The sequence below is a fragment of the Falsibacillus pallidus genome (genome assembly GCF_003350505.1).
GTDB lineage: Bacteria > Bacillota > Bacilli > Bacillales > DSM-25281 > Falsibacillus > Falsibacillus pallidus.
On sequence record NZ_QQAY01000005.1, the window covers coordinates 1 to 12544 of the forward strand.

Sequence of the window (12544 nt, forward strand, 5' to 3'; positions counted from 1 at the left end):
CAGACAATGCACTACCTGTCAGCTAGACACTTCCGCCACTGCGGTGTGTCAGGGACTTTCACCCATTAGTCCGATGCGCTGCCAAGCGCACAAAAACAGCCTGCAGATAGTCTGCAGGCTGTAAAAATCATGAAGTCTGTGGAACATCATACCTTCCAAACCAATCATATCGGTTCGTCGACACCCACATGTATACGGGGCTAAGCAATTTTTTCATGAATGGCAAGTAGAATATCCAGCTGATTGGAAATGTCAAAGGCAAGAGAGTCAAGATTTTCCTTACCGTTTCGAATCCCGCCAATACTTCCCCTTTTGCGGTTACCATGTGAATGCGGTCGTACAGATCCCGCCCTTCGTCTTTTAAAAATTTATAAGGTGTCTGTTCGATATACTGAACCGGAATCCACTCAATTTTTTTGCCCCAATCAAGTGTCTTGATTACCTTTTTCGCATTGGAACAAAGCGGACATCTTGCATCAAAGAATACCTTGTGTTTCATGATCGATCACCTTCCTAATTCATGTTTTCCACCTTGGCATAGTGATAAACTAAATCGAACAATCTACGCTTTATTATCACTTATGATCGTTTCTTCTCTTTTTTCATCAAGTAAATCTTTTTCTTTCTTCCACCATAATGCTTCTTCCGGTTCTTCTAAAACTTCCGCAATTTCGTGTTTTTCTTCAACTGCCGGAGCGGATCCGCGCAGGGACCTTCCTGCAGTTTCTTTCACGAAATATGCCACGACAATGATTCCAATGGCTGATGCACCAATCAAATAGTAGGCAGGAATCATTCGATTTGCTGTTATATCAATCATCCAGGCAAGCACCAATGGCGTCGTGCCACCGAATAATGACGCGGAAATATTATACGTGATGGCCAATCCCCCATACCGAACATCCGTAAAGAATAAGGATGGCAGCAGCGAAGGCATTGTACCTTGAAAGGCTGCTAAAAATACTGCCAAGATCATTAAGCCGAAGAATACAAGCCAGTTGCTTCCCGACCCGATTAACATGAACGCCGGAATGGATAAGAGCACCAATCCAATCAGGGCGCTTAAAATGATCTTTTTTGCCCCGATGCGATCACTGAAATGCCCCATCAAAAGCACAATTGGAATCATAATGAACATGATCACCAAGATTAACAACAAGCCCTTCGTTTCGCCATATCCAAGCACTGCTGTTAAATGGGACGGCATATAGGACAGCAGCATGTAGTCGACAACATTATAGAAAAATACCAATATCATTCCGATCAGGAGCGTTCTCCAATGGTAAACTAAGATATTTTTCATCGAAACATGCTTTTTCTCTTCCTCAGCTGCTTTTTCCATCGCTTCAAATGCCGGCGTTTCGTCTAAATTGCTGCGCAAGTAAAGTCCGATAAGACCGATAGGAGCGGCAATCAAAAATGGAATCCTCCATCCCCATTCCAACATTTTTTCCGGCCCTAGCAAAAATGTCAGCAGCGTTACGATTCCAGACCCGGCAATATAGCCAATCAGCGTTCCCACTTCCAGGCCACTGGACATTAGACCCCGCTTTTTATCAGGCGTTGACTCTGCTATAAACGTCATGGCGCCAGAGTATTCGCCGCCGGTTGAAAACCCCTGCAGCAGACGCGCCACCAGCAGTAAGATGGGAGCTGCCATTCCGATTGAATTATAGCTCGGAATCAACCCTATGCTTAGCGTGCTCAACGCCATGATTACCAGCGTGATTGCTAAGATTTTTTTACGACCCAGCTTATCCCCCAACATGCCGAAAAACATTCCACCGATGGGACGGACAAGGAATGCTACAGCAAATGTTGCAAATGTGTAGACTAGCTGCGCTGAATCATTTAAATCGGAGAAAAACACCTTTCCGATGGTGACGGCCAAATACGAATAAATCCCAAAGTCAAACCATTCCATGGCATTACCAAGCCCTGTTGCCACCACTGCCTTTTTCGCAACTTTCGTATCAATGACAGTGATATCATCTTTATGTAGTTTGTGTTTGGATTTTTTCTTGAAGGAAAATCTCTGTTTATCAGACAACTGTTTTCTCCTTTCTTTTTTAGAATCCTTTTTATTTCCATTCCCCTTCATATTTAAATTAAACAAAGACATAGTTGCTGATGAATTTCCCCGGTACTGTCGATATCAAGAGCTCACCTTTACTTTTCAAGTAATATAAAAAAGCATCTCCAATTTACGTTGGAGACGCTTTACCCTTTGAAGACACTCGTACTAGAAACTTGCTCTTTATCCATTAACGGTTTTTCCCTTCGAAAACCCCGTAATCACAAAACAAGTCAGAAAAGCGACACTCGTCACGATAATTGCAATGACTAAACCAATCGACGCCATAAACATATCATCTCCAGGATAAGCAGGCTTCAGATTCTTTAGCCAAAAAACGAATACGATGGTCAAAACTAAATAAAAACTGCTTCCAACAGCACTCATTTTCAAACGGTTTTTCCTGCTGCCGCTCCAAGCCTTATGGATTAAAATCCAAAAATAAATACTGGCCCCTACAGCAATGAACATAACAAAAAGATGTAAAAACGGAATCATCAGCTTCATCAATAAGTAAATCAGAAGAATGGCGGCAAAAAACAAAACGGCATTCAGTCCAAATAAGAATAGCCCAGACAGCCAATGGTTTTGAAACCACTCTGCATTTCTGAGCTTATGTACAAATCTATTATCTTTCCCAACTTGATTGGTCAAGGGCCTTTTGAAAATAAGGACCAGCATTACCCCTACAAATCCTATTAGTAGGATTGAACTCATGTTATTCCTCCTTGTTGCGGAAGCGTAGAAACGGTTCTCACACTTCCTTTCCCTCTATAGGACTCTAATTTTTCACCTGCTTCGACCAAAGTTCTTATTCAATAATCTCCCCATCGATAAACTTAGTGTCACAATAAGGGCAGCGGTAAATATCATTTAGGTCCTTATCTTTATCAAATTTCAATGGCAATCGCGTTTTACATATCGGACATTTCCATAAGGTGAATGTCATGAAGAGAAATATTGCGAAAAACGAAATGCCGATGATGGTCATCCATCTGTTTCCTACAAAACTGTTTATGAAACTAAGGGAGATGGCAAGAAATAAGAACACCAAAGATATTTTCCGATACTTCATAATGTCTCTAACTTTCTGCGGCACAATAATCCCCCTCCTTTGTGAGTCACATCTATCCTTAATGCAGCTCCATATAGTGAGTGGAGTTCGGGTAAGCGTCTCCTTTTGTAAACCCGTAAGAAGTATAGAAGCGATCAGCATCTATAGTATCCGTATGCAGCACCAATATGGAAAAATGTTTACTTGCCTCGTCTATAATGCTTTTAAGCAACAGACTTCCTAAACCGTTCCTTCGATATTCCCTACTAACATAAAACCTTCTCAGCCTGCCAGTATTCGGGCGGTCTGAAAACGGATCAATATTCACTCCACCAATTACAACAATCTCTCCGTGCTCATTAAACACGCCAAATAAAGCCTCACCATGCTGGCTAAACGTATTCGTACCATCATGATAATCATTGACCAGCCTTTCTACAAAACGAAACCCGTCTTCTTTGCTTTCTTTGATTAACAAACTCAAATCAACCTTTGAGAGGTCGTTTATCTGTTTTACTACATAGTTCCCCATAACAAACCATCCTAAAGTATTTATTTTAAAATCCTATATTGTATAATACCAGCATCGTAAAAGCTGCAAACGACAGCCCTAATATAGAGGCTGCAAACTTACTTTTGTTTTTATTTTTATTAAAAATCAAATAGACTAAAACAATCAAAAACCCTACTGGAAACCAGAGTCTAAATTGTCCATGAACTCTTGTGACTGAATAAACAGGGTAAATTAAGCAGCTTCCTAAAAAATACAAAAATAGTATTGTTTTATTATTTTCTAATCGTTTGGCCCAACCTATAAACAAAAAAACAAGGCATGCAAAAGCCATTAAACTCAATAATCCTAACATGAATATTAATCCTTTCTTGCTGCTGATTTTAATGGCTTTGAATTATAATCTCAAAAGCTCTTTTTAGACAGCTCCAAATAGCTTAACTTCATGATACTTGTATGTCATTTTAGTATCTCCCTTAATTTCAAAACACCCAGTCCAATTGAAGTTTCCAGATAACCTACAATTTGAACTAAGGTAAACACCTTCAGTTCCTCATCCAATACAGACTTTTCATATTCCATATCCCCTAATACATATGGAATCAATTCTTGGACCTCTTTTGCCTTCACCTCTTCCAGATCGATAATCGCTGGAAGTTGGCTGAATGCCTGCTTTAATTCATTTGCCACTCCGTAATGTTCGATCAGCTTCCCGTTCAACAGTCTAAAGTCATTATGATAAATCTTGTACATTTCTTTATCAGCATTCATACGGTTTCTCAGCCAGGAAAGATAGAAGCCTTTCAGCCAAATATCATCCGCAGCCAGATGGGCATAGTATCCCAGCAAATAAGGATTTTTCCGTTTAAATTCGGAACTGTATTTTTCAAGAAAACCTTCAAAATCTACTCTTCTCGTATAATCCTCAGCATCCCCTACAAAGAAATGGGATGCGTTTTTTTCATCAACAGAGAAGACAGCATCAGCTGCGACACTTCCCGCCATGAAAGATGTTCTATCTTCTATCTCTAATATCTCTGCAATCCTGTTGCCAATAATGGCATGCATAATTCTTGAACCCATAATTCCCTTCCCCCTTTAAGAACATACTTCGACATTTTTTGGGAATATCCTCCAATGGAGTGCTAAGAAACAACAGCACTATTCCAAATAAAAAACCTGCACCCCGCACGTAAAAGAACTAACGTATCGGGGGGCAGGCTAATTGACCTCCACAAAATGTGAGGTCTGGATAATGATTAGTTAAAGAAACAAAAATTCATGCAAAAGGAATTGGCAAATACTACTTCCTACCCAACGGAGCAGATTGTCCTTTTTTTGCGAAAATAAAGGATAAAACCAATAAACCCATACAGGATATGACATACGCTATCCCTTTAAATAAGAAATACACTGAAAATGATGCTGAATATTCAGGATGATGCAAGTAATGTTGATAATCAATTATTGCGTTTGCTATCATTACGAAGATCAAGAGAACAGATAAAGATAAGAATAATATAGATGCTGCTTTATGTTTATTTCTCACCCCAACTGCCTCCTGAAAAACTAGCATTTACAAATCATCAAATGATTCCCGTCCGGGTCTTTAAAATTGAACCAGTGCCCATTCTCGACTTCTGTTGTAAGCTCGACGTTTTTTTCCTTCATATACTTATAGGCTTGTTCGATATCGTTTGTATTCAGATGAAATGGCGGTGTTTTAAATGTGTTCTCCTCTGAATAGATCTTGCTGTCCAATACGATGTTGACGCCTTCCATCGGCAATATGTATAGATGTCCAAACAAGATTTCCCCGCCTGCCGGCACCCCTAATACATCGCAGTACCAATCCCGTGCTTTTTCAATATCACTGACCGGTATAAATAAAGCCCCGATCTGATTTAATATTGGATTCATTTTTTCCCTCTCCTTTGTTCATAAAAATTACTTTTACACCCTAAGAGATCCGCGGAATCCCCTGGCCGCATAGTAGGAATCTGCTCCATTATGGTAGACAAAGATTGTATTGTAGCGGCGGTCGCAAAAAATAGCCCCGCCAAGCTTGCGAATATTATCAGGGGTCTTCACCCAGCTGGAGGTTTTCTTGTCGAATTCTCCAAGTGCCTGCAGCTCCCGGTATTGTTCTTCGGTCAGAAGTTCGATGCCCATGGCGGCTGCCATATCCATCACGCTGTTTTCCGGCTTGTTCTTTTTCCTCGCATCCAACGCTTCGCGGTCGTAGCACAGGCTTCTTCGGCCGGTGGGACTTTCCGCTGAACAGTCGTAAAAAAGATATTCTCCAGACTCTTGATCATAGCTGACAACATCCGGCTCTCCGCCTGTCTCCTCCATTTGATGGAGCGACCACAGTTTATCTGTCGACGCTGCTTCAAGCTTTGCCTGTACCTCTTTCCATTCCAATCCTTCATGGAGATTCCTATTCTCTTCAAATCGCTCTTTCAACGTACTTAACAGTTCATCCCGATATTCAGGCGATAATTCTTTTTTGCTCATTTTCAATTCCTCCTAATCTATTGAAACTCTGGTCCCGACCACAACCGTCGCATCCCATTCCTCATTCCGGACAATCCACGGCGCCAGACCCGCATTCTTAAAGATTTCGAATGTGAGTGCAGCCTGCCTCTCGCTCGTTTCTATTAAAAGATGTCCCCCATGTGCGAGCCACAAAGGTGCTTCCTTTGCGATTTTCCGCTGCAAGTCAAGTCCATCCGCTCCCCCGTCGAGCGCCGTTTTCGGTTCATACAATCGTGCCTCTTGCGGAAGCCGTTCGATTTCAGCTGTCGGCACATATGGCGTATTGGCAGTAAGAATATTGACGGTTCCTTTCAATGATTGTGGCAGCGGCTTGTACAAATCCCCTTGGAATACACTTGCTCTATATCCTTTGAGATTTTGTTCAGCACATTGGATTGCTGCTGGATCGATATCTGCCGCATATAGGGAGATCTGATCTGCTCCAGCCGCAATGGCAGCACCTACTGCTCCCGACCCGCAGCACAGATCCATCACGATATCATCTGAACGTGCCAACGCACATGCCTGCTCGACAAGAAACTCTGTCCTTCTGCGCGGCACGAACACGCCTTTATCTAATTGAATCCGAATACCGCAGAATACAGTTGCCCCGATGACATACTCAAGGGGGATGCCTTCAGCTCGGCGATTTACCATTAAAATAAGCTCTTCCATCAACACATCTTCTGACAAAAGCAGCCTTGCCTCTTCCTCCGCGAAGACGCAGCCAGCTTCCCGCAATATTGTGACAACCTCTTGTTCGGTCATTCCTTCACCACTTTCGGGAAGCATCCGGACGTTCTCCTGCTTCTTTCTTTACATGGCTGAAGCACAGGAACCATCCCCTCGCTTCCTATTTCGCTATAATCCCCCCATATCCTTCTCACTGTGGAAAAATGTAATATCCCGTTCATGGTCCATTCATATACGCGTCATATTCTTAGGGTGTAGGAAAGAGATTGGAGGAGATCATGATGAATCTTGCCTGGAAAGAAATGAAGAAGAACAAAGCTAAATTTTTGATTTTAGGTTCCATTATTTTTTTGGTCAGCCTGCTGACTTTTATCATATCCGGACTGGCCAACGGCTTGTCCCAGGACAATGCAGCGTTGATAAAAGATTTGCCGGACGGACAATTTTATATGAACAAAAATGCTGATAAAACATTCACCCTGTCACGAATCGATAATGACACGCAGGAAAAATCCCTGAACAATCACAAAGATGCGTCTGCCCTTTCCATCCAAATGGGCTTCGTGAATGATGAGGATGGCAAGCAGCAGAGCGTCGCATTTGTCGCTTCAACCGATTCTACCTATTTGCCGAAAATCAAAGCCGGTGAAATTCTTTTGGACCGCACGATAGAGAAAAAAGGGATAGATGTTGGAGATACGCTGACAAATAACCAATTCAACGGAGCATTCAAAGTGCAAGGCTTCGTTGATCAAAAGAAATTCAGCCATGCCCCTGTTGCTTTTATCAATATTGATGACTACAAAAAAATGTACAGGACCGATGAGATGCAGCTGATTTTCCTTCCTGGAGGCGATACAGCTGATGCATTCCCTGGTCTGCAGGGATTTTCAAAGCAGGCTTTTCTCAAAACGATCCCAAGCTATCAAGCAGAACAGATGTCTTTGAATATGATCGTCTGGTTTTTAGTGGTGATCAGCGGCATGCTTTTCGCGATTTTCTTCTATATGATGAACGTTCAAAAGATTGGATTATACGGAATTCTAAAAGCCATCGGATTGAAAACAAGCAGACTATTCCGCATGATGTGGACGCAGATGATCATGATTACCGCCGCTTCCCTTGTCTTGTCCATTATCTTCAGCCAATTCTTTAAGATGATCGCACCTGAAGGGATGCCGTTTCACTTGACCATGGGAACAACAGCACAATTGTCTGGAATCTTCGTGATGATCGGATTCATCGGAGCCACCCTATCCGGGATCCAAATGAAGAAGGTTCAGCCGCTGCAAGCCATTCAACAAGGAGAGATGTAGGATGTCGATATTTACGATTGATGGAGTCAGGAAATCATTCACAAATGGGGAAATCACGGAGGAAATCTTAAAAGGAATCGACCTTTCCCTTAAAGAAGGCGAAGTGACTGCCCTGGTGGGTGCATCCGGTTCCGGGAAAAGTACGCTGCTCACCATTGCGGCAGGACTTCAGCCTGCAACTGATGGACAGATTAGTTTTGACGGAGAAAAAATGAACGCCATGAATCAAGAGGAAATCCGAAAAATACGCGCCAGCAAGTTTGGATTCGTCTTTCAATTTGCCCATCTCGTCCCTTTCCTCACAGTGGAAGAACAACTGATGCTCATGCTGGATGTGGCGGAGTCAAAATTGCCAAAGCGCGCTCAGAGAAAAGAAGTCGAGCGCATCCTGAATCTCGTCGGCATGGATCACCGAAAAAATGCCTATCCTTCTTCCTTGTCCGGCGGGGAAAAGCAGCGTGTGGCGATTGCGCGTGCACTCATTCATCAGCCCAAAGTTCTTTTCGCAGATGAACCGACGGCAAGCCTTGATTCAAAGAGGTCCAATGACATCATGTCCTTAATCAGGGAATTAACGAAAACCCTGGGCATCACTACCCTTCTTGTCACACATGATGAAGAAATGCTCGTCTATGCAGATCGCGTGATCAAGATGAGCGACGGACTCATTTTGCCGAACTGACTTATTTTTTATCCCGCCCGGCTGTATTGCGCTGGGCTGTTTTTTTCTATACAGTGGAATTAATTTCATATTTTAGTGGGAGTTAACATGATGACAAATATACTAATCGTAGATGACGATATCCATATTTTGAACCTTCTCACGATCCATTTATCAAAGGATGGCTATCAAGTTTTCCAGGCAAAGGACGGAGTAGAAGCCTTAGACCTCCTTCAGGAAAAAAGCTGCCAATTGGCTGTCGTCGATGTGATGATGCCTTATCTGGATGGCTTTGAATTAACGAAAAAAATCCGGGAGCAGTACAATATCCCGGTTATCCTGTTGACGGCGAAAAACCAAATTGAGGATAAAGAACAGGGATACGCGGCTGGCACAGACGACTATCTCGTGAAGCCATTTGAACCGAAAGAATTAAGCTTTCGGATCAAGGCTTTATTGCGGAGGTATGATTCCAGAGCGGATGACTCCGTTGTCCGCATTGGCCATACAACGATCGACAAGAAAAGCTATGAAGTGCAGACGGGAAGCCGGACAATTCTTTTGCCGTTAAAGGAATTTGAACTTTTGTACTTCCTCATGTCAAACCCCCTGCAGGTGTTTTCCCGGGACCGCCTGATTGAACAGGTGTGGGGATTCGATTTTTCAGGAGACGAACGGACCGTCGATGTTCATATCAAACGAATCCGGGAACGCTTCTCCACTTTGACCGACGATTTCCAAATCAAAACCGTACGCGGGGTCGGATACTCACTGGAGGCAAAACGGTCATGAAAACTCTTTATGTAAAATTTGTCGCCATTACGATCGGCATCATGCTGTTGAGCAGCATTATCGCCTTCCTTCTTTCCAACGCCTATTATCAGCAAAAATTAAAACCGTATAATGATGAAAAAATCACGAAAATGGCCCAGTCGATCGCTGCGTACACAGATGATCATCCGGATGTCGACCTGCCGGAATACTTGAACAGCATCTCATCCATCGGCTATCAAATGTTCCTGATTGATAAGGCTGGGGACGAAACGTTCTACGGGGCGCCATTCAGGGTTAATAGCCTTCCTGCTTCGACGCGGGCTCAGGTTTTGGACGGGCATGTCTATCACGGTATTCTTCATTTTCCGCAGGCCCTGTTTATCACCGGATTTTTTGCCAATGAATTGAAGAACACAATTGGTGTCCCATTAACGCACAACGGGAAGCAGTATGCCCTTTTCATCCGGCCTGATATCAAACTTCTATTCAATGAAATGCATCTATTATTTGCCTGGCTGCTTGGTTTGACGATATTGTTGAGCATTTTGCTAGTGCTGTTCGGCACGAAGTATCTAGTGAAGCCAATTTCCACTTTGACCCACGCCACGAAGTCCCTGGCTGAGGGAGATTTTAATGTGAAACTTGCAGTCAACCGACGTGATGAACTGGGTGAGCTTTCCCGTAGCTTTCTAGGGATGGCAAGGAAACTTGAGCAAATGGATGAGATGCGGAAGGAATTCATATCTAATATTTCGCACGATATCCAGTCGCCACTTTCCAATATTAAAGGCTATACAAACCTATTGGAGAACGAATCCTTGAGTGTCGAGGATCGGCGCCAATACACTTCAATCATCAATGATGAAATCAAGAGGCTGTCGACGATGACCAAACAATTATTGCTGCTTGCATCATTAGACCGCAATGATCAGATGTTAGAGAAAAAGCCTTTCAATGTCGGTCAGCAAATCAAAGAGCTGGTCCGGAACTACCAATATCTTGTCAGCGAAAAAGGGATCATGCTCAGCTATTCGCTGCCGAATGTTGAAATCATCGGGGACCCTTCCCTGCTTCATACCGTTTGGGACAACCTTTTAACCAATGCCATCAAATACAACAAGCAGGATGGCAGCATCGATATCTCTATTGATGAAAAAGAGACGGAAGGCGGCGGCGCGATCCTGGTCACCTTTAAAGATACTGGAATCGGCTTGAACCAGGCAGAAACAGAGAGAATCTTCGACCGCTTCTATCGGGCAGACGCCGCCCGTACCCGAACCATCGAAGGCACAGGCCTCGGGTTATCCATTGTTCAAACCATCCTGCACCTGCACCACGGCCGGGTTTCCGTGGAAAGCCAGTACGGGGAAGGAACAGCTTTTATCGTGGAGCTTCCTGCTAAATAACGGGGCCGACATAAAGGTGCCTGTTACCCCCCGATTTTTCTTGTTTCACATGATGTTTCACGCACTGAAAAAGGGTCTGTTTCCCTGGCACGTACATTAGTACCGGGAAGCAGACTCTTTTTTAAAAGTTAAGTTTTTTCTTATCTTTAGGGGATTGCCTCTTAAATTAATTCTAGAAAAATCAAGAAGTCATTTACCTTTTTTTGGTATTGTTATAACATAAAGCTTAAACCTAATTGAATTTTTTTCATAGTATCAATTTAAAGGGGGATCCGAAATGCGCAGTAAACTGAGTTCAATTTCCTTTATTCTATTTCTAATTGCCGTTGTATCCTATTTAGTTACGTTGCTAGGTTTGGAAAAATTCCTTATCATAGCTGTTTTATGTTCTGCTGCCGGATTTGTAATTGCTCTGTTTTCAAAAAGTGGAATGTATAAAACGATCTCACTATTCGGGAATGGGATTGTCATTTTTATCGCAATCCTTATCCCATTTGTTGTGACCACATTCTTTTGGAATCGACCTTAATGTTAAATCAAAAGTTAAAAATGAATGACGAAGTGAGAAAAAACACTATTATTCTAATATTCACTTCTTGTCTGCTCTTGCTCGCTGCCTGCAGCAAAGGCCATGTAAAGATGGTACTTAGCAAACAGGACTCTGCGCTTTCCTACCATGAAAAGAAGAAAAACATCAGCAAAGCCGACTATCAATTCATTGAATCGATTACTCATCCATGGGATCAAACTCAAGAAAACCGGAATTTAAAAACCAAGCCATTTTATAAGTTTTATTTCAAGTCAAAGGAAAATGACTACGCCAAAATTGCAGGATACAGCGTATGGATTTTGGAAGGAAACACTGTGGAGATTGGCCAGTCGGGGACCACTGCTTATAAAACGCTGACAAAAGAAGACTCCATGCATCTTCTCGACATCTTAGAATAAAAAATGCCAAAGGGTGGTGAACAGTGAATGAAAAAGATAGCCTCATTATTTCTCATATCAATCATATTGGCCGGCTGCTCTAATTCTTCAAATATTCCTATTGACCCGCTGCTTAAACTCTTTGAAGAAGAAGGAATCACACTTTCAAAAACCGATCCCATCAAAGAAAGCATTTTCTCCCAATCACTCAATGGGGTTAGACCCAGAGCCTATTCCGATGGAGTAAGCTACTATTATTTCTTTGCCTATTCTAATGAAAAGAAGGTTTCAAGAGCTCTTAAACAGTTCGAAAAGAAAACCGCATCCATGGACCTCATCAACCATCATAAATACCCCATGAACAACCTCCTGCTGTTCTATATCTATAATCCAAACGAACAAAAAGACCTAGATACAACCATCAAAAAAGTGCAGGATCGGTATATAAATACTAAGAAGTGACACTACAGGTGACAGGCACCACCCGAATTTTCTTGTTTCACAGAATGTTTCACACAACTTAAAAAGGGTCTGTACCCGACGCGGCCACCTTTAATCGCAGCGAGGACAGTTCCCTAAATTAATAATAG

At 42.6% G+C, this 12544-nt stretch carries 16 protein-coding genes; 7 read left to right on the forward strand and 9 right to left on the reverse strand.

What is annotated here, in order from left to right:
• Nucleotides 1-127: 127 nt before the first annotated feature.
• The 9 genes from DFR59_RS10315 to DFR59_RS10365 all read right to left on the reverse strand — a co-directional run bounded on the left by DFR59_RS10315 (nucleotide 128) and on the right by DFR59_RS10365 (nucleotide 6969).
• The gene (locus DFR59_RS10315; RefSeq protein WP_114745564.1) at nucleotides 128-499 is read right to left on the reverse strand and encodes a thiol-disulfide oxidoreductase DCC family protein; all 372 of its coding nucleotides are present in this window, start codon (nucleotides 497-499) and stop codon (nucleotides 128-130) included.
• Nucleotides 500-562: 63 nt separating this feature from the next.
• Nucleotides 563-2050, reverse strand: a complete 1488-nt coding sequence (locus DFR59_RS10320) for an MFS transporter (RefSeq protein ID WP_245948450.1) — start codon at nucleotides 2048-2050, stop codon at nucleotides 563-565.
• Between the two features lie 207 nt (nucleotides 2051-2257).
• Nucleotides 2258-2791 carry a hypothetical protein gene (locus DFR59_RS10325; protein WP_114745565.1) on the reverse strand — a complete coding sequence of 178 codons (534 nt, stop codon included), beginning with the start codon at nucleotides 2789-2791 and terminating at the stop codon, nucleotides 2258-2260.
• A gap of 416 nt (nucleotides 2792-3207) precedes the next feature.
• Nucleotides 3208-3660, reverse strand: a complete 453-nt coding sequence (locus DFR59_RS10335; RefSeq protein WP_114745567.1) for a GNAT family N-acetyltransferase — start codon at nucleotides 3658-3660, stop codon at nucleotides 3208-3210.
• A 25-nt stretch (nucleotides 3661-3685) separates the two neighbouring features.
• On the reverse strand, nucleotides 3686-3994 hold the full coding sequence (locus DFR59_RS10340; RefSeq protein WP_114745568.1) for a hypothetical protein: 309 nt from the start codon (nucleotides 3992-3994) through the stop codon (nucleotides 3686-3688).
• Nucleotides 3995-4098: 104 nt separating this feature from the next.
• The gene (locus tag DFR59_RS10345) at nucleotides 4099-4722 is read right to left on the reverse strand and encodes a zinc dependent phospholipase C family protein (protein WP_114745569.1); all 624 of its coding nucleotides are present in this window, start codon (nucleotides 4720-4722) and stop codon (nucleotides 4099-4101) included.
• 486 nt (nucleotides 4723-5208) lie between these two features.
• A complete protein-coding gene (locus DFR59_RS10355; protein WP_114745571.1) occupies nucleotides 5209-5559 on the reverse strand; it encodes a VOC family protein in 351 nt (116 codons plus the stop codon).
• Between the two features lie 33 nt (nucleotides 5560-5592).
• On the reverse strand, nucleotides 5593-6156 hold the full coding sequence (locus tag DFR59_RS10360; protein WP_114745572.1) for a DUF4256 domain-containing protein: 564 nt from the start codon (nucleotides 6154-6156) through the stop codon (nucleotides 5593-5595).
• Between the two features lie 12 nt (nucleotides 6157-6168).
• Nucleotides 6169-6969 (reverse strand): putative protein N(5)-glutamine methyltransferase, encoded by an 801-nt coding sequence (locus DFR59_RS10365; protein ID WP_245948451.1) that lies wholly within the window; start codon nucleotides 6967-6969, stop codon nucleotides 6169-6171.
• 182 nt (nucleotides 6970-7151) lie between these two features.
• On the opposite strand from DFR59_RS10365, the gene DFR59_RS10370 reads away from it, so the two are divergent.
• From DFR59_RS10370 to DFR59_RS10400, 7 genes are all read left to right on the forward strand, one after another.
• The gene (locus DFR59_RS10370) at nucleotides 7152-8186 is read left to right on the forward strand and encodes an ABC transporter permease (protein ID WP_114745573.1); all 1035 of its coding nucleotides are present in this window, start codon (nucleotides 7152-7154) and stop codon (nucleotides 8184-8186) included.
• Nucleotide 8187: 1 nt separating this feature from the next.
• Nucleotides 8188-8868, forward strand: coding sequence for an ABC transporter ATP-binding protein (locus DFR59_RS10375; protein ID WP_114745574.1), 681 nt, complete (start codon nucleotides 8188-8190; stop codon nucleotides 8866-8868).
• Between the two features lie 90 nt (nucleotides 8869-8958).
• Nucleotides 8959-9639, forward strand: coding sequence for a response regulator transcription factor (locus DFR59_RS10380; protein ID WP_114745575.1), 681 nt, complete (start codon nucleotides 8959-8961; stop codon nucleotides 9637-9639).
• Nucleotides 9636-11027: a sensor histidine kinase gene (locus DFR59_RS10385; RefSeq protein WP_114745576.1), complete on the forward strand. Its 1392-nt coding sequence runs from the start codon at nucleotides 9636-9638 to the stop codon at nucleotides 11025-11027. Before DFR59_RS10380 ends, DFR59_RS10385 begins: the two co-directional genes overlap by 4 nt.
• 277 nt (nucleotides 11028-11304) lie before the next feature.
• Entirely contained in the window at nucleotides 11305-11556 is a 252-nt protein-coding gene (locus DFR59_RS10390) for a hypothetical protein (protein WP_114745577.1), read from the forward strand.
• The gene (locus DFR59_RS10395) at nucleotides 11556-11975 is read left to right on the forward strand and encodes a hypothetical protein (RefSeq protein ID WP_114745578.1); all 420 of its coding nucleotides are present in this window, start codon (nucleotides 11556-11558) and stop codon (nucleotides 11973-11975) included. Before DFR59_RS10390 ends, DFR59_RS10395 begins: the two co-directional genes overlap by 1 nt.
• A gap of 27 nt (nucleotides 11976-12002) precedes the next feature.
• On the forward strand, nucleotides 12003-12416 hold the full coding sequence (locus DFR59_RS10400; protein WP_114745579.1) for a hypothetical protein: 414 nt from the start codon (nucleotides 12003-12005) through the stop codon (nucleotides 12414-12416).
• Nucleotides 12417-12544 lie beyond the last annotated feature (128 nt).